Source organism: Paenibacillus sp. FSL R5-0908 (assembly GCF_038006245.1).
In the GTDB taxonomy this organism is placed as follows: Bacteria; Bacillota; Bacilli; order Paenibacillales; family Paenibacillaceae; genus Paenibacillus_AQ; species Paenibacillus_AQ odorifer.
The window spans coordinates 3,741,997-3,759,999 of the sequence record NZ_JBBOUV010000001.1 but is presented as its reverse complement, the minus strand read 5'-3'; the positions used below and the strand labels follow the sequence as shown (position 1 = coordinate 3,759,999).

Genomic DNA, 18,003 nt, shown 5'->3' with positions numbered 1-18,003 from the left:
TTATTCACCTATTTAAGCAAACCCTTACACCCGCATGGCGCTGAGCAACGATTAAGCCAAACTAAAGACAAGTTTCTAAAGGCACTAAATGGTAGATGAAAGTTTGGCTTAGGTAAAAAAAAGGCGCAATCCCCTAGGGCATCACGCTTTTTTATCTAGCTTAGATTTCCTATAACTGGGTGTGGCACATAAGGCTCTTCCAGACTCGCTATTTCACTTGGCTCCAGCTTCACTGATAACGCTGCAACGGCGTCCTCCAGATGATTAGGTTTGGTTGCACCAATGATAGGCGATGTTACTGGCTCTTTTTGCAGAACCCAACCAAGCGCTACTTGTGCTCGTGGAATCCCGCGCTTAGCCGAAATTTCGGCAACTACCTCAACAACCTTGCGGTCAGCCTCAGCCATTTTTGCATAAAATGCCTTTCCGACTTCGTCTATCTCTGAACGAGCCGTTTGTTCATTCCAATCACGGGTTAGTCGACCTTTAGCAAGCGGACTCCATGGAATCACACCGATTCCTTCTTCCCGGCAAAGAGGCAACATTTCCCGTTCTTCTTCCCTATAGAGTAGATTCAAGTAATTTTGCATAGAGACAAATTTAGTCCAACCGTTACGCTCAGCAACATGCTGTGCCTGCAAGAACTGCCAAGCATACATAGAGGACGCTCCAATATATCTAACTTTACCTGCCTTTACTACGTCATGAAGAGCCTCCATGGTCTCTTCGATAGGGGTGTCATTATCCCAACGATGGATCTGGTATAGGTCCACGTAATCTGTGCCCAGCCGTTTTAGACTGTTATCTATTTCGGTCATAATCGCTTTGCGTGAAAGTCCTGCTCCATTTTGTCCCTGATGCATCCGGAAAAACACCTTTGTAGCAATGACTACCTCATCGCGGCGAGCGAATTCTTTTAAGGCACGTCCGACAATTTCTTCACTTGTTCCGTCAGAGTATACATTAGCCGTATCAAAGAAGTTGATGCCAAGCTCCAATGCTCTTTTAATAAAGGGTCTGCTCTGCTCCTCATTTAGCGACCACGGAGCCATTCCACGTTCAGGTACTCCGTAACTCATACAACCAAGACAAATTCTAGAAACATCCAAACCCGTACGACCAAGTTTTGTATATTCCATTACTTTGTGCCTCCTTTAGATTTTGGGTTTGTTTACTCCTAAACTGCGTCGAATTTCCATATCTGGTGACTCGGCCAACTTAACAACTAATGCAGCCACACTTTTTCGCGACACTTCTCTCCCTTTAAAAGGTTCACCTTTCTGAGTTGTTTCGTAGTCTATCTCATCTTTATAGGTAAACCATCCAGGTCTTAAAATTGTATAGTTAAGATTTGAAGCTTCAATGATCTCTGCTGATTTACGATATGGATCCAATATACTACTGTACTTCTCGCCAGGAACTTCATCGTAAATGCCCATTGAGCTGATAAAAATCAAACGTTTAAGACCAGTGGTGTTCATTGTTTCAACGATAGTTTTAGACATTTTCTCCAAATTACCTGCCAGATTAGCATAAATAACATCTTGCCCGATCATTGCTTCTTTTAATTGCTCACCATCCAACACATCTCCTTCAACTATTCGAGCACGGCTGGATGTTATATGGCTTAATCTGTCCGAGTTGCGGAGATAAAGTGTTAACCGGGCATCGGTTTCGTTCAAAAACAAATCAATCGCATGTTGTGCAATTCCGCCATTAGCGCCTAAGATCAAAACATTGCTCAATTTCAAAACCCCTTTCTTAGTTCTAATTATGCGATAAATGAAGTGAACGCCGTTATCTCAATTATCTTAAATGATTGCCTATTCCTCTCACTATCACTAACACAAAAGATGTTTTTACTTTATAATTGAATAAGAACAAAACATTAGGAGGAGCACATGTCTAAAGAATTACTAGAGCGGAAAGAAGAACTCGCCAGATTGATTGAACATCATTCGAGCCAGGATGGAGTGTATGAGACCGCTATCCCCTCATTGTTTGTGATTCGTAACTCCAATGTGACCGAGCCAGTATACAGAGTATACAAACCTTCTTTATGTTTCATTGCGCAGGGAACAAAAGAGATCTTATTGGCCAAGGAGCGTTTTGAGTATGGTCCCGCAAATTATCTAATATCATCAATGAATTTACCCGTTATCGGTCAGATTATAAAAGCTTCTCCCAACGCACCCTATTTAAGCTTCAAACTAGAATTTACGCAGAGTCAGATATTGAAGGTACTAAATGATTCCGAATTTAAACTCGCTCCGAAAGAAAATGCTAAGCGAGCTATGTATGTCGGACAAATAGAGTTATCACTATTGGATGCGATCCTGAGATTGGTACGTTTGCTGGATGATCCCCAAGACATTCCGTTTTTGGCTCCGATTTATACTGATGAAATTCTATACCGGCTTCTGCAGGGACCATATGGAGTTACACTCGCTCAAATTGCGATGGAAGGTAGCAGCACCTACCGCATTCGGGAGGCCATCGAACAGATTATCGAGAACTGTGATAAACCTTTGCGGATTGAAGAGCTTGCTGAAACAGCCAGTATGAGTATTTCTTCGTTCCATAGACACTTCAAAGAAGTAACTGCCATGAGTCCTATTCAGTTTCAAAAGCATCTGCGCTTACAGGAAGCTCGCCGCCTTTTATTATCTGAATCAGCGGATGCAGCGGATGTCGCGTTCCGTGTTGGCTATGAAAGTGCATCACAATTCAGCCGCGAATATTCTCGGATGTTTGGTTCACCACCTAGAGCAGACATCAAGCGTTTGAAGGAAAATATGCTCATAGGATAAAAGAACGTGTTCTTTATTCACAATGTGGAACTATCCGCTAAAGACCAACATGTATAGGTAACCTTTGCGCACACACTGAATCTATCGGGCTTATCGCTATTGAGCTTATTACTATCGGACCCAGAGGACCTTAAACGCAGTATTATCTCACATTTGGGATGCTAAAGGACCGCATAGCCGCTATTGGCTCCAAAAACACTCAATCTGAATCGCTTTCGAAGTAATAGCTGCACTGGGGTCCGAAACTATGCTCAAAAAGGGATAAATACGCAAATAACGTCCTCTCGGTCCTTAAGCCCAAGAGGTTGATAAATACAAGCCGAGGCAGTCAACCAACTACGACAAAAAAACAACGATATCCAAACAACAACAACAACAACAACAACCAAAAACCACAAAGCAGCGATTCATCCATACTTGGAGAATCGCTGCTTTGTGGTTTTCACAAGATCACACTGCTTTTTCTGACCATCACGTAGCCGAACGCCTTTTATTTCTTTTGATAGCTAAACCAATCATAATAAGCAGTTGTCCGATTAGGAGAGTAGTTATACATACCAAAGAATACTCCAGTAAATCCGCCTACGACTTCAGTAGATATCAAGTGTGTCTCGGCTTCGCCAAGCAGATGCCATATTTGATCCACACCTCGATAGTAAAACATATATTTTTCAGGTAAAGCCTGGATTCTCAATTCTACCGCCGTGCCTTCGAAAGGCGAAGAATATGCCACATCACTAATGCTCCCTACCTGTCTGCGCAACGCTATAACCTTTATACCTTCCATCTGCGTTAGTCCAATTGCGTAGTGATACTGCTGATCCATAAAAACTACAAGACCAGCTTCGTCACCATCAAGAGGGCTAAATTCCATTTTGGTGGTAATTTCACAATTCAAATGCCGTTGTCTACAGCCAATAAAAGCAGGCGTTCCCTTTTCGTTTAATCTCACATCTGATCCTCGTAAAGCTAGCCACCCTCCCCGTTCCTGCAATGACCAATCCACCTTATTAGCATTACGAATAAAATTCCAGCTCATTCTTAGGTCAGATTGATTAAAATCGTCTGTTTCAGGCTCTTCTTCCCACGGCGTTGGTGAAGGCAGGTCCGCTTCCATTTCTAATCCAACCACTCCGTTATCACCAATCATTGGCCACCCCTCCTCCGTCCAATGAACCGGAGCCAAGTATGTCTCTCTGCCAAGATGATGACGGTAAGGATAACCTACTGGTCGAATCCCCAAAAATACTGCCCACCAGCTACCATCCTGAGCTTCAACTAAATCGGCATGCCCTGTAGCTTGTATGGGGTAATCTGAACTTCGATGAGTCAAAATCGGATTGTGAGGAGACGATTCATAAGACCCGTATGGCGATCTACTTCTTGCTATAGTCTCCATATGTCCATATTCTGTCCCACCTTCTGCACACATCAAGTAATAGTAATCGTTTATTTTGTAAAGATGTGGACCCTCAGGGAATTTCCCTCCGCTGCCAGTCCAGATCAAGCGTGTATCGCTAAGCTTTTGCCCCGTTTCAATATCAATCTCACATTGGTAGATCCCCATCCCTTGTTCAGAGCCTGTGCTTGTGAAATAAACCTTTCCATCATCAAAAAACAAGGAGGGATCAATGCCTTCCTGCTCCACATAAAGTGGATCCGACCATTCGCCTGCCGGGTCATCTGCCCAAACGTAGAAATGACCTCCGCTATCCTGATTTGTCGTAACCATATAAAAACGTCCGTTATAATAACGAAGAGTCGGCGCCCAAACACCTCCGGACACCACGGATTCATCAAATTGAAGCTGATTCTCACGAGTCAAACAGTACCCAAGCTGCTTCCAATGCACCAAATCCTTGCTGTGCCAAATGGGTATTCCCGGAGAATAAGCAAATGAACTGTTTACCAGATAATAATCCTCGTCTACTCTGCAAATGCTTGGATCTGGATAAAACCCCGGGATAATCGGATTCTTATATTTCATGTAGTATTCTCCTTCTCTATCTTAATCACTGAAACCTATGTCAAGGATTATATGCTTCAACTGGATAGAAAGCCTTGATTATTCGGTCCTAAAATAGCATGATATAGACATTCATCTAGGCAAGCTTTTGGAGGGTAACGAGTTGAGTGAATTTTATTTAAAATGGTTTACATCTGATCGTCAATTACCATTTTTTATTCAATACGGCTATCACGACGAAGACACAGATCTACATAGACATGCGGACTTTTCAGAGCTCGTAATTGTAATGAGTGGCACAGCTACACATATTGTTAATACTGAGGAGTCTTTTATCAAAAAGGGAAATGTGTTTATAATTAATGGTTCGACCCCGCATGCTTTTAAAGATCCTCAAGATTTCAAGATCTGCAATATTATGTTCCAGCCTGAAATGCTATCGACAGCTGGAGCAGATTTGCGGACATCCAACGGCTTTCAAGCATTATTTGTGTTGGAACCCCTGTATCGCCATAAACATTCCTACACAAGCAAACTCAGCTTGCCGATTCCTAACCTGGAGTATGTCTCTTTTCTCATAGCGGGCATGATTGAAGAATATCACAACAAGCTACAGGGTTATCAGACCATGCTGGGCTCCAAGTTTATGGAACTGGTCGTCTATTTGTCCAGACATTATGACCAACAGGAAAAAGGGATTCAGGGGAACCCTCTGATACATTTGGCGATTGCACTCTCATATATGGAAGATCGTTATCTTGAGCCCTTAACACTGGATCAAATCGCCAAACATTCGGACATTTCAGTCAGACACTTAAACCGGATCTTTCGCTCCTACTATCAGACAACCCCGATCGCTTATCTTCATCGTTTACGTCTGGAACGGGCTTGCGGGCTATTAAGGCATTCTAACCTCAGTATCACCCAAATCTCACATGAATGCGGGTTTAGTGATAGCAATTATTTTACCCGCCAATTCACTAAAATCTATGGGATCTCACCTAAGGTCTATAGGAACAAGCTTTGAGAGTAAAAAAGAACACCAGGCAGCGATTCTCCTATTATTGGAAAATCACTGTCTGGTGTTTTTGGATTAATGCGGCTTACCTGATCAGATTATGGGCAAGTGAATATAAACAAACTAATGGTCGATAATCGCTTTTAACAAACCTTGGACTTGAAGCGATCGGAAGTTCCTCTCCGCATTCATGTAGCTCCACGTTTTAATGGAATCTGGGAGATAACTGCATTCTATACACTTATTCCGTACGCAAAAGGAAACTTCATACTTTAACTGCATTCTATACAACTAAAAACAACCAAACCCACCTAATGGGTAGAAAATCAAGGAAATAGATGTACGAAGTACACTTATATCCACGAGCTGAGTGATTTGAAGGAATATAGTTGTACAAAATACAGTTAAACGTTGGTAAACATCGCTGACTTCGGCTCTACGGGATTATCCTCCCTCATTGATTATTTATTAATTAAAACCAACGATGGAATGTGGTACATAAGGCTCCTCTAAAAACGCAATTTCTTCAGAGGTTAAAGTAATGGATAACGCATTTACGGCATCTTCGAGATGCGATGTTTTTGTAGCCCCGATGATAGGTGCTGTAACCGGTTCTTTTTGAAGCAACCAAGCAAGAGCGATATGAATCCGTTGAACACCGTGTTTTTCCGCGATTGTTGCAACTCGTTCCACGACTAATTGATCGGTATCGGCAGTTCCATCATATTTAGATTTTTGAATCTGATCAGTTTCTGAACGATGAGTTGATACCGCCCAGTCTCGTGTAAGTCTTCCTGATGCAAGGGGACTATAGGGAATAACACCAATATTCTCTTCCTTACAAAGCGGCAGCATCTCTCGTTCTTCTTCACGATAGATAAGATTGAGATGATTTTGCATAGATACAAATCGGGTCCAACCGTTTTTCTCCGCTACATATAACGCTTTTTGAAACTGCCAAGCATACATTGCTGAGGCACCTATGTATCTTGCCTTACCAGCCTTCACTACATCATGAAGAGCTTCCATCGTTTCTTCGATAGGTGTGTGATAATCCCAACGATGAATCTGATATAGATCTACATAATCTGTTCCCAATCTCTTGAGACTCTTATCAATCTCACTCATAATTGCTTTCCGGGATAATCCAGCTCCGTTCGGACCTTCATGCATACGGTTAAAGACCTTAGTTGCTAAAACAATCTCGTCTCGATTGGCATAATCCTTAATCGCTCGTCCAACGATTTCTTCACTCGTTCCATCGGAGTATACATTCGCTGTATCAAAAAAATTAATACCCAGGTCAAGCGCTTTTTTTATGATAACACGGCTCTGCTTCTCATCAAGCACCCATTGATGGATCCAACGTTCGGCAACACCAAAGCTCATACAACCTAAACACAGTTGGGATACGTCCAGCCCCGTTTTTCCAAGTTTTGTATACTTCATATATCTCGAATCCACACTTTCTAATTAAATTGTAATATCCTATTGCGCTGTCTTAAAGTGGTAAATATTAATTCATAAAAAAAGGTCCAACGCATACCGATTAAAAGGAACTGGGGAATAGTTAACACTTCCGGCAGTACATTGGACCTAATCGATGATTTAAACAGCGTTTGAATAAACTGAATTTATATTCAATCCTGGTCCATGTCAAGCCTACTAATCAAGTAATAACAGCATTTGAATCAAATCTTGTTCATCCGCCTCTTTCCGAGTAAGCCTGTGTCCGAAGATTCTTCATTTCATAAAATAGCTTAATAAGGTTTCTGCGCTTCTACTTGGGAATATGAGGTGACATGATGTTATTTTCTGCACAAGGGGTACCACCCCAAGGATATTACCAAAGCATCTGGGACTTTACTTCCCACAACGAAAACAGTACAAAGGAAGCTGGGAATGTCGTTCCTTTTGACTTCGGACGGGCGGCTGAGTTCAAAGCGCCCAAAAGCATTGAAACGAGCATTGCTCCAGCACTAACACCTTATTGTTTAGAACCCTTTGGCGGATACGTAGCCGCCATTTCCAGAGGGAAGGTATGGGGAGAATCTGGTGCTGTTCTAACACCAGAAGGGAAATTGATCTTTGATCTTTCCCAAGAATATGATGCTGAACAATACAGGATGCTTGAAGCAGATGAGCACCCAGTGTTTCACCGGTGGAACCATCCTCAGCTTCAACATTTTGCCGGGACCGCGGCGTTGTTAACATTTTGCGGAGCCCATAACTATTTTCATTGGATGTATGATGTACTTCCTAGATTAGCTATGCTTCAATCGAGCGGAATCACTTACTCCACTATTATCATGAATCCAAATCCGTACGGACCCTTTGTGGAACAAACGTGGGCCATGCTTGGGATATCCGAGTCATTGGTGATCCGGACGAATTCAGAAGCATATGTTCAAGCTGACCAGCTACTTGTCCCTTCCTTAATGATGAATTCACATTATCCTCCTTGGACCACGGATACACTGCGGAGATTTTTGTTACCGCATAGAGAAACAACACTAGCCACTCCGGAACGTTTTTATATCTCACGAAAAAAAGCAAGCTCAAGAAGGTTGGTTAATGAAGATGATGTCATCCGCTGCCTAGAGAAATTTAATATCGTACCGATTTGTCTAGAAGACTGGACGGTTGCCCAACAAATCCAATTATTTGCCTCAGCGAAAGTAATCTTAGGTCCGCATGGTGCTGGACTCGCTAATCTGGCTTTTTGCCAGCCTGGAACACAGGTCATTGAAATTTTCCATGCCCAGCATGTTGTTCCAACCTATTGGATGATCAGCAACCATAATAATCTCGAATATTATATGGTGTACGGGCAAGGTGTAGCAGATCCTGCGATTCGTTTTCCAGGACTGGAAGACATCTATGTAAACGTAGATCGTCTGAAACAAACGATGCATCTGGCAGGCTTGGAATGAGAAGTTTGCTTACTACTTTCTCAAATTCAAAAAGCGCAAAGCATATTTTGCTTTGCGCTTTTTAAGAAACATAGATTTAATCACGCTGTGTTACATACTTCAACCACAGCCTATCATTCGCAAGTTTTTTTTCACTTTTAAGCTGAAATTTGCTGGGGGCTGCAGTTTCATAGATGCATCCATTTCATATAAGGTCACAGAATTAGAGGAACCATCTGCGATGGGAACTATAACCAAGCTCAACTCATCAATTAAATCTTCATTCAGGAAAGAGCCATATAAAACGCCCCCACCCTCCAGCATCAATCCATCGATTGGAAATAAATGAGTACTTCAATGATATGATCCTCTGTTCTATTGTGACTTCCTTCTGAAATTCAAAACTCAAGATGCGCTTAAAAAGGCTGTTATTGAACTAACGTTTGAGAAATATTTTGACGACATTACCATACAGCATCTTTCCGACATAGCAAATGTAAGCCGCGGAACGATCCACCTTCATTATCTGGATAAATATGATTTGTTAGATTAGCTTATAGAGGAACATATAGAGGAACATATAGAGGTCTTAAGATCACTTTGTGAATCCGCGTCTGAATTGGATTTTATCGAGACAACGTTGATCTGGACGGAATACTTCGATAGAAATTATTCTTTCTTCTCTATGATGTTAGCGAGGTAAGTTGCTCCTTATTTTCGAAATCGTTTCTTAAACTTTCTTCTCGATGAGTTTCGGCATGAAGTAAATGTCACCGCAGGAATAAACCAAGGGTTAAATGAAGAGGTTATTATTAGTTTTGTTGCATCGGCTTATGCAGGGGTAGTGGAATGGTGGTTCAAGAATGAAAGACCTGTAACCTATCAAGTCTTGGCTGAACAACTCGGAACATTATTAGAGAGGAATTTATAAAAAAAGCGGCGATTCTCCTATAATAGGTGAATCGTCGCTCTTTTTTATCGGGCATTCATTACGCAATAGATTACACATTTTTTAAGGACTTCGGACCCAGATGACGTTATTTGGTAGTTTTCGGCTCTTGAAGCAGGGCTTCGGACCTCAAGGACGTTATTCCTTAGAAAGTGACTTATATTTGGTGTTTTTCACACCAAATAGCTGCAGTGGGGTCCTTTAATCTTCTGAAAATCAGAAAATCTCGCCTTTACGGTCAGATGAGTCCGATAAAAGCATCTACTTACAAATGTTATCGGTTCAAGTAAATGATTCTTTTAAATCGCACGTTTGAACTGGGTATTGTACAGCTCGTAATAAACACCTTGCAGCGCAAGAAGCTCTTTATGACTGCCTTGCTCGGCAATTCCGCCACCCTGAATAACGAGTATACGATCAGCATCCTGAATGGTACTAAGCCTATGAGCGATCACAAAGCTTGTTCGTCCCTTCATTAGCTTTTCCATCGCCTGTTGAATATGCATTTCCGTACGCGTATCCACACTGCTGGTTGCCTCATCTAGGATCAAAATAGCTGGATCAGCTAGAATGGCGCGGGCAATCGTTAAAAGCTGACGCTGGCCGTGGCTCAAATTACTGCCTTCCGCATGGAGAATAGTCTCATATCCATGCGGAAGTCTATTGATAAAGGCATCTGCATTGGCCAAACTTGCCGCTTCCTCTACCTCTTGGTCTGTCGCATCAAGACGGCCAAAGCGAATATTTTCCCGAATCGTTCCCGAGAATACATGCGCGTCTTGCAATACCATTCCCAATTGACTACGAAGTGCATTTTTATCTAGCTCTCCAATCTCGCGCCCATCAATGAATATGGAGCCGCTGCTCAAATCATAGAATCTGATCAGCAAGTTAACAATGGTCGTTTTTCCAGCACCCGTTGGGCCAACAAGTGCAATTTTTTCTCCGGGTTTTGCTTCAAACGTAACCCCACTCAGAATTGGTGAATCCGGCTTGTAAGCAAATGAAACGTCTTTGAAAACAACGTTCCCTTTTAACCTAGGCAGATCGTCACTTTGTTCATCACCGTCACCATATTCGGATGGCATATCCATTACTTCAAACACACGCTCCGCACCAGCAATTGCCGACTGAATTAGATTGTACTGGTTAGCAAGATCGGAGATCGGTCGTCCGAACTGTTTGGAATACGTAAGGAAGCTAACGATTACGCCAACCGTAGCCATGTTATGAAAAGCCATCCAGCCGCCCACCCCGGCAATGATCGCAAATCCAAGGTTATTAATCATATTCATGACCGGTCCCACTAATCCGGATACAATTTGTGCCTTAATGCCGACTTTATTCAACTCTCCGCTGATTTTGCGGAACCGTTTCACTTCTGTCTCTTCCCTGCTGTATTGTTTGACCACTTTTTGTCCGCTGATGGTTTCTTCGATAAATCCACCCAGCTCACCTAGATGGCGTTGCTGATTTTTAAAATAAGTTCGACTTAAACCTATGATTTTACGGCTGGACAATAACACAAGAGGGATCGTTATCAGTGAAACTACGGTCAACGGAACGTTCATCATTAACATGATCACTAGTGAACCACTTAGTGTGATCAAACTGTTTAATAACTGGGTCACACTCTGATTAAGTGTACTGGATACGCTCTCTATGTCGTTTGTTGCCCGGCTCATTAGTTCTCCGTTAGCTTGCGTGTCAAAAAACTTAATCGGTAGCTGTTGATATTTGCTGAACAGATCACGACGCAGCTCAAACACGGTATTCTGTGAAACAGAGGTCATAACATAGGCTTGCACCCAAGCAACTACACTGCTTAGCCCATAAATACCTATTAGGAGTAGACAAAAGCGAATAAGACCCTGATAATCGTGGGGAATTACGGCAGTATCAATCGCTTTACCGATTAGATAAGGCCCAATCAACGAAAGGATTGCATTCAACACTGTAAATACATATACAATGATTAGCCCGAACCGCTGGCGGTTCAAATACGTCCAAATGCGTTTGAGTGTGCCCGCTTGATTCTTAGCGCGTACGATTGGCACAGCTCCGCCCCGTCCAGGGCCAGATCCAGGCCCAGATCCAGGTCCGAATCCGCCTGATCGATTAAAAGGAGTGGTGTTCATGCCGTTATTAAGCTTTGACATAAGGCACCTCCTCTCCCTTCATCTGTGATCTCCAAATATCTCTGTATATTTCACTGCTGTTCATAAGCCCATCATGTGTACCTTGTACAGCAATTCGGCCGTTTTCTAATACCAGAATACGATCAGCATCAATTACAGAGGTGACACGCTGAGCTATCAAAATATTCGTGCTGCTGCGCAGCCGTGTTTTTAACATCTGCCGGATTCGTGACTCTGTCGCTGCATCGAGCGCACTAGTGCTGTCATCCATAATGAGGATTGTTGGCTGAATTAAAAGTGCCCGTGCAATCGAAAGCCGCTGCTTTTGCCCACCGGACAGGTTAATGCCACGCTGGCCGAGCTCTGTATCGTAACCCTGTGGAAGTTCTAAAATGAAATTGTGAGCTTCAGCGGCGATTGCTGCTTCTTCCACATCCTCATCTGTGGCATCCGGTCTGCCATATCGGATATTATCGCGGATAGTACCGCTGAACAGAATAGCCTGCTGCATAACATATCCGATTCTGCTACGCAAATCTTCCAGAGCAATCATACGAGTGTCGGAGCCATCAATAGTGATAGATCCAGAGGACACTTCGTAAAACCGGGGAATGAGGCTGACCAATGATGATTTACCAGTACCGGTGGCACCAAGAATGGCCACTGTTTCTCCTGGCTCCGCAGTGAAATTAATACCGTCTAACACTAGATTTTCATCCGTAGGATCATAAGCAAAAGATACATTGTCAAATACGATCCGACCGTTGTGTATGGCATCTTTTTTAGCGTTGGTAACTTCTGTAATCTCACTAATGGTGGAAAATACTTCATTCTCCCGATCGGCAGAAACCTTGGCTCGTGAGAAGAAGGTCAACATATTGCTTAACATCAGCATTGACATCAACAATTGGGTTATATAGTTAATAAAAGCGATCAGCTGACCAACTGGCAGCCCACCGTTCCAGCTTTGCACTCCCCCAAACCATAGTACAGCAACAATACTGGCATTTAGTACAAGCATCATTAGCGGCATATTTAATGACATTAACCGTACCGCTTTTATCGCAATTTCTGTATAATCCTTGTTAGCTGTATTAAAGCGTTTCTGTTCATGGTTAGCGCGGACGAATGCTTTGACTACACGGATGCCCGATAAATTTTCCTGCAACACTGTGTTCACACCGTCTAATTTGACCTGCATTTTCTGAAACAAAGGAAAAGAAAGCCGGATTAATCCATATAATATTAAACTCAAGAGTGGCACGGCAACGGCTAGGATGAGGGTCAGCATAGGACTAATCCGGATCGCCATCACCAAGCTTCCGACTAATAGCAATGGAGATCGAATACTCCGTAAAATCATTTGCACAAAGGTTTGCAGCTGCACCACATCATTTGTTAACCGCGTAATCAGTGAGCCCGTCTTCAATTGATCCAGGTTCTTGTTAGAAAATTTCTGAATATGTTCAAACAAGCTAATCCGTAAATCATTACCAAAGTTTTGAGAAGCAATACTCGAAAAAATAGTGCAGCCCACCCCACCAATTAGACCGATAAACGCTACACCGAGCATGATCAGTCCGGTCGAGAAAATATGAGACAAATCTTTTGTCATAACACCCTTATCCACAATGCTCGCCATGAGCGTGGGCTGTAGTAAATCCATAGTCACTTCGACCAGCATCAGCAATGGTGCCAACACACACCAAATCCAATATGGCCTCAAATAATGCTTAAGCTTCCACATTCCGCCACCTTCAATTGTTTAAGATAAATACGTGATTTTAGAACTAATCGGTGTTCTGGGTTTCGCATTCGGCACTTCCTCCGGATACCCCATTCCAAATATCCCTATAACATCGTAATTTTCTTGAACAGTAAGAAGCTCACGATTATGAGGCAAAGCCCCCAACGAAGCCCAATACGTACCTACACCTGCTTCATGTGCAGCTAATAGGAAATTTTGTACGAAACAAGCAGCAGCCATAACATTCTCATCGCGTTCAAACGCAGTTGCGGCAGGCTTAGACAGAACTGCAAAAACAACAGGTGCGTTGCCAAAATCCGTCTTATGTTTTAATTTCGCTCTAGTATTGGGTCCGATGAAAAGAAGCTCCCAAGGTTCGGTCATACGATGATTAGGAGCGTAACTTGCAGCCTCCAGCCATGAATGTAACTCCTCTTCACGAATTGGAGTCTGTTTGAATTGTTTTGTACTTCTGCGGGTTTTAATGAGCTCAGTTATTTTCATCTTTTTCTTTACTCTCCTCTTTTTTAACATTTGATGTTGTATCTTCTGGAGCGATCTCATGAATCTGAAAGATTTGTTTAAACTCTTCAATGATCGCTTCCGTTGCTTTTAATTCACCGCTAACCACTTGTTTAATCGATTCAAGCTCTGGCTGATTTAACTGCCGCTGTAATGTAGCCCGGTTAACCATAAGCTTATCTAAAAAAGCGATGGCTCTGCCACGGCGAAAAGTTTGAGCACTTTTAGGATGTTGATCCATTGATTCCGTCATCCCATGTTTCATAAAGCCACGATCTCTGTGTTCACCACGTCCCTCACGATCTCTGTGCTCTCCATGCTCTCTATGACCGCCACGTTTGCCGACATGTCCTTCACGCATTTTATTTCCTCCTTTTGTAATGTATACATTTGTATACGAGATCTTCATGTATACAAATGTATACGATATAAACCATTTCTGTCAAGATCATTTTTCCATTTTGTAACATCATTATTGCTTACTTTATATCTGGAAAAACAATAAAAAAACCCGCATATAGTGCGGGCTTAAAGAGAAAAATCATCAAATTCAACGGAGTGATTTATAGGGAAAAACTATTTTTCTTATACTCCTGAACGGACACTCCCATTACTTTTTTAAAACAGTTACTGAAGTAAAATGGATCTTTAATGCCTACCTTCTCAGCAATTTGATAAGCTTTCCAATCCGTTTCATTCAGAAGCTTCACCGCTTTTTCCATTCTGCACTTGAGAAGATACTCCGTAAAGCTAACCCCTGTGTCCTGCTTAAAGATCCGGCTAAAGTAACTGGAATTCATGTGGAATTTATTCGATACATAGGATAAAGACATCTCCGGAATGTGCATCTCCTGTTGAATAAAGTCTTTAACTTCATGGATAATGTTATTGGTTTTTTTGCTTCGTGCCCGGGTTACTTGAGAGGTTACCTTTTCTGTGAGTTCTAGCAATGTCTGTTGCATTTCTGGCAGGCTATCAAGCTCAAAAATCCTTTTATATGGCGAAATATCGAAAGAAAGATTATTATCTAGTTTAACTCCCATTTCAGCGAGTGAATTGATTAATGTGGAGACAAATTGAGCGGAAACCAACCTAGCTCTTTCCACAGAAAAAGCCTTGGACTTCTCCAAATCCTGAAACATTTTCTCGATGGATTGCATAGCCTTGTCTAAGATACCAGCTTTTACAAAAAACAAAATTTCCTCAATTTCATTCGTCTTAACTTCCCAGGATCGGCCCCCGAAATGAATTTCATCATTAAAAAAATAGATGGCGTTACTGCCCTTTAACTTACCATATCTAACTGCCTCCAGCGCCTCTTTATAGGATTCTTTGATCCTATTGAAATCCGTACAGGTACTACCTACGCCAATGGATGCTTTATATTCAAGCTTTTCATGGAGCGATTGGGCCAGCCACTCTCCAATCTTCGTAAGATTCTGATTATCTTTTCTATTAAGAAGGACAATCCGTTGACTGTTATCAAAAAAAACTTCAATTCCCTCATACTCTTCAAGCGCGTAATCAATAAACCTCTTACAACGCAAAGACTGCAGGATTCGTTGTTCCTCCCCTTCTTCTAAGGGAATTTGAAGTTCAATGAGCATGATTGAAAACAAGCTGTTCGCTGAGTCAGGAAAAAAGTAATGGAATCGGCTAACCAGCTGATCGGGGTCCCAGAGGCCTGAAAGCAAATCATTTAGAAATTTTTCTTTTAGTTGAACGGCGTTTTCTTTTAACTGTCGATTCAGCTCCTGATATTCGTTCCACCGCTCTGTCTCTTCCCGGATTTTCCCATGAAGATCTACCACAACTCTTCGTACTTCCTCGGCTTGAAGCGGCTTCAAGATAAAATTTTGCACTCCAATCTCCAGGCTTTTTTTTGCATATTCGAATTCGGGATGTGCAGTGATGATTACAATTTTGACTAGCGGATACCTTTCTTTTATCAACCGGCTTAATTCCAGTCCATCCATAAAAGGCATACTGATATCTGTAAATACTACATCCGGTTTCATGGTTTCGATCAGATCTAACGCTTCGCTTCCATTCGAGGCCTCACCTACGAATCTGTAACCAACCGCTTGCCAATCTATAATGATGGGAACAATTTTTCTCGCATTCATTTCATCATCTACAACAATGGCTCTGAGCAGTTCAAGCTCCATGACTATTCCCCTCCTCAAGCGGTAGTTCCAATTCAATCCGAGTTCCTTCTCCCGGTGCACTGACCAAACTACAATTCATGTCCGCCCCATAGTACAGCTTCAGACGCATCAAAGTACCGCGCAACCCAAAACTGGACTCATTTTGCCCATAGGGCTCAGCTTGCATTTCCCGGCGTTTGTCTTCATTCATCCCCACACCATCATCTTCCACGACTAGCTTCAGTCGATTCCCCTGAATTCGGGCAAGGATGCGAATCTTACCACACTCCCCTAAAGGGCGAATACCATGATAAAGCGCATTTTCTACAAGCGGCTGAAGCGTCAATTTAGGTATACGAACATACTTAGCTTCTTCCGGCACATCAATTTCACTGGTGAAAATTTCTGGATAGCGAATATTTTGTATACTCAAATAACTTTTAGTGATCTCTACTTCTTCTCTTAACGTTACTACATCACTGCCCTTACTAAGACTCTGACGATAGAAGGCTGCAAGCTCAGAAATAATCTGGTACGCCTCATTATTATTTCCTGACAAAGTTAAATAGCCAGCTGATTCTAACGTGTTATATAAAAAATGTGGTTTAATTTGCTGCTGCAAAATATCCAATTCGAGTTTCCGAATCAATTTCTGCTCTTCTTTCTCCCGCTTCAGCGCTTGCTCAATGGTCATAATCATATTGTTATACCTATCTTTCAACTGGTTCAGCTCATCAGTTCTAGCCTCGTACCGAACCAAACTGAAATCTCCAATCTCCACTTTTTTCATGGATCGCAGCATATGTAAAATAGGTGTAGTAATGAATCTAGAAATCCAGACGGAACCTAAAAATATAGAAATGAAATTAAACAACATAATCATTAACAGCATCAGATTAAATTGACGATAGGGGCTTTCCCATTCCCCCAGAGGCTGAGCGCTAGTAAACCTCCAACCACGATCCATTGAAACCAGAGAAGAGATCAGATAATTATGATCTTTGATCTTTACGATTTTGCTACTGCCGAGCGGCACATCAAGCATAGAAGAGTTTGTATAAGTCGATAATTCAGGCCGTGTAAAATCAAGGAGTGACTCATATCCAGTTTCGATCATTAAATCAGGTTTATTATCGTTGATCGAACGTTCATAGCTTTTTTTCAGTTCCTGAACAGTAATGTTCACGACTAATACTCCTATTTTCTTGGAAGTGTTCATGTCGTTTACGATGCGAATCAGAGAAATATATTGTGGATCCTGCTGGGGTTCCTTCGTCTCAAAATTGAAGATACCTCCGGCATTTTTCCTCCAAATTGCTTTTCCGTCCAAGGCGACCGCCTCGGAGTACCATTCCGCTGACTCGATCCCATCCGTTCTGATCGGTTTTGCAGACTGCAAATCAATCGCAAACTTACGTCCTGCATTATCGAATAGATAAACAGAAGAGATAGAAGGCTCTGCGAGCATAAAATCTGACAGAGCCACCTCTAGCTTGTAAGTTAAAATCCCGATGTCGTTACCCGCCAGATCACTGCCCAAAATTTCCTGAACCGTATTGTTCGACACGATCATCTTAGAATAATTATTCGTGCTGTCAAGAAGTGATTCGATTCCGGAATTCATGGCGTTTAAGGTTTGAAGCGATACCTCACCTACCTTTTCCACGGTGAATTTCTCATTGATTCGTTGGTACATAATACCGCTTGCAATCATCGAAACCACTAATAAGGCCAAGTAGTAAAAAACGATTTGTGATCGGATACGTGCAAACCTCATCGGTAACCTCCTGGCCG

General features: G+C 42.2%; 14 protein-coding genes and 1 pseudogene. 4 read left to right on the top strand and 11 right to left on the bottom strand.

Features of this window, described 5'->3' with window-relative positions; translation table 11 throughout:
- Positions 1-155: 155 nt before the first annotated feature.
- Positions 156-1,139: an aldo/keto reductase gene (locus MKZ09_RS17170; protein WP_076203901.1), complete on the bottom strand. Its 984-nt coding sequence runs from the start codon at positions 1,137-1,139 to the stop codon at positions 156-158.
- Positions 1,140-1,154: 15 nt separating this feature from the next.
- Positions 1,155-1,745, bottom strand: a complete 591-nt coding sequence (locus tag MKZ09_RS17165) for an NAD(P)H-binding protein (RefSeq protein WP_076203904.1) — start codon at positions 1,743-1,745, stop codon at positions 1,155-1,157.
- 156 nt (positions 1,746-1,901) lie between these two features.
- Here MKZ09_RS17165 and MKZ09_RS17160 point away from each other — a divergent pair, with 156 nt between their 5' ends.
- On the top strand, positions 1,902-2,810 hold the full coding sequence (locus tag MKZ09_RS17160) for an AraC family transcriptional regulator (RefSeq protein WP_076133338.1): 909 nt from the start codon (positions 1,902-1,904) through the stop codon (positions 2,808-2,810).
- 490 nt (positions 2,811-3,300) lie between these two features.
- On the opposite strand, the gene MKZ09_RS17155 is transcribed toward MKZ09_RS17160, so the two are convergent.
- Positions 3,301-4,797 carry a glycoside hydrolase family 43 protein gene (locus MKZ09_RS17155; RefSeq protein ID WP_076203908.1) on the bottom strand — a complete coding sequence of 499 codons (1,497 nt, stop codon included), beginning with the start codon at positions 4,795-4,797 and terminating at the stop codon, positions 3,301-3,303.
- Positions 4,798-4,939: 142 nt separating this feature from the next.
- On the opposite strand from MKZ09_RS17155, the gene MKZ09_RS17150 reads away from it, so the two are divergent.
- The gene (locus MKZ09_RS17150) at positions 4,940-5,803 is read left to right on the top strand and encodes a helix-turn-helix domain-containing protein (RefSeq protein WP_076203911.1); all 864 of its coding nucleotides are present in this window, start codon (positions 4,940-4,942) and stop codon (positions 5,801-5,803) included.
- 459 nt (positions 5,804-6,262) lie between these two features.
- Here MKZ09_RS17150 and MKZ09_RS17145 read toward each other — a convergent pair whose 3' ends face one another.
- Positions 6,263-7,243, bottom strand: coding sequence for an aldo/keto reductase (locus MKZ09_RS17145; protein WP_076203914.1), 981 nt, complete (start codon positions 7,241-7,243; stop codon positions 6,263-6,265).
- A gap of 353 nt (positions 7,244-7,596) precedes the next feature.
- Between MKZ09_RS17145 and MKZ09_RS17140 the strand changes: the two genes are divergently transcribed.
- Positions 7,597-8,727, top strand: a complete 1,131-nt coding sequence (locus MKZ09_RS17140) for a glycosyltransferase family 61 protein (protein ID WP_081394237.1) — start codon at positions 7,597-7,599, stop codon at positions 8,725-8,727.
- A 99-nt stretch (positions 8,728-8,826) separates the two neighbouring features.
- Here MKZ09_RS17140 and MKZ09_RS34470 read toward each other — a convergent pair whose 3' ends face one another.
- Complete coding sequence (locus MKZ09_RS34470; RefSeq protein WP_076203921.1) at positions 8,827-9,030, bottom strand: dihydrofolate reductase family protein; 204 nt, start codon at positions 9,028-9,030, stop codon at positions 8,827-8,829.
- Positions 9,031-9,097: 67 nt separating this feature from the next.
- Here MKZ09_RS34470 and MKZ09_RS17135 point away from each other — a divergent pair.
- Positions 9,098-9,637, top strand: a pseudogene (locus tag MKZ09_RS17135) (TetR-like C-terminal domain-containing protein).
- Between the two features lie 317 nt (positions 9,638-9,954).
- Here the strand turns inward: MKZ09_RS17135 and MKZ09_RS17130 are convergent.
- From MKZ09_RS17130 to MKZ09_RS17105, 6 genes are all read right to left on the bottom strand, one after another.
- Positions 9,955-11,814 (bottom strand): ABC transporter ATP-binding protein, encoded by a 1,860-nt coding sequence (locus MKZ09_RS17130; protein WP_076203924.1) that lies wholly within the window; start codon positions 11,812-11,814, stop codon positions 9,955-9,957.
- Positions 11,801-13,540: an ABC transporter ATP-binding protein gene (locus MKZ09_RS17125; RefSeq protein ID WP_076203927.1), complete on the bottom strand. Its 1,740-nt coding sequence runs from the start codon at positions 13,538-13,540 to the stop codon at positions 11,801-11,803. Before MKZ09_RS17125 ends, MKZ09_RS17130 begins: the two co-directional genes overlap by 14 nt.
- Before the next feature lie 18 nt (positions 13,541-13,558).
- Positions 13,559-14,044 carry a nitroreductase family protein gene (locus tag MKZ09_RS17120; RefSeq protein ID WP_076203931.1) on the bottom strand — a complete coding sequence of 162 codons (486 nt, stop codon included), beginning with the start codon at positions 14,042-14,044 and terminating at the stop codon, positions 13,559-13,561.
- Complete coding sequence (locus MKZ09_RS17115) at positions 14,031-14,423, bottom strand: hypothetical protein (protein WP_232061351.1); 393 nt, start codon at positions 14,421-14,423, stop codon at positions 14,031-14,033. Before MKZ09_RS17115 ends, MKZ09_RS17120 begins: the two co-directional genes overlap by 14 nt.
- 202 nt (positions 14,424-14,625) lie before the next feature.
- Entirely contained in the window at positions 14,626-16,230 is a 1,605-nt protein-coding gene (locus tag MKZ09_RS17110; protein WP_076203940.1) for a response regulator, read from the bottom strand.
- The gene (locus MKZ09_RS17105; protein ID WP_076203943.1) at positions 16,220-17,986 is read right to left on the bottom strand and encodes a cache domain-containing sensor histidine kinase; all 1,767 of its coding nucleotides are present in this window, start codon (positions 17,984-17,986) and stop codon (positions 16,220-16,222) included. Before MKZ09_RS17105 ends, MKZ09_RS17110 begins: the two co-directional genes overlap by 11 nt.
- Positions 17,987-18,003: the final 17 nt, after the last annotated feature.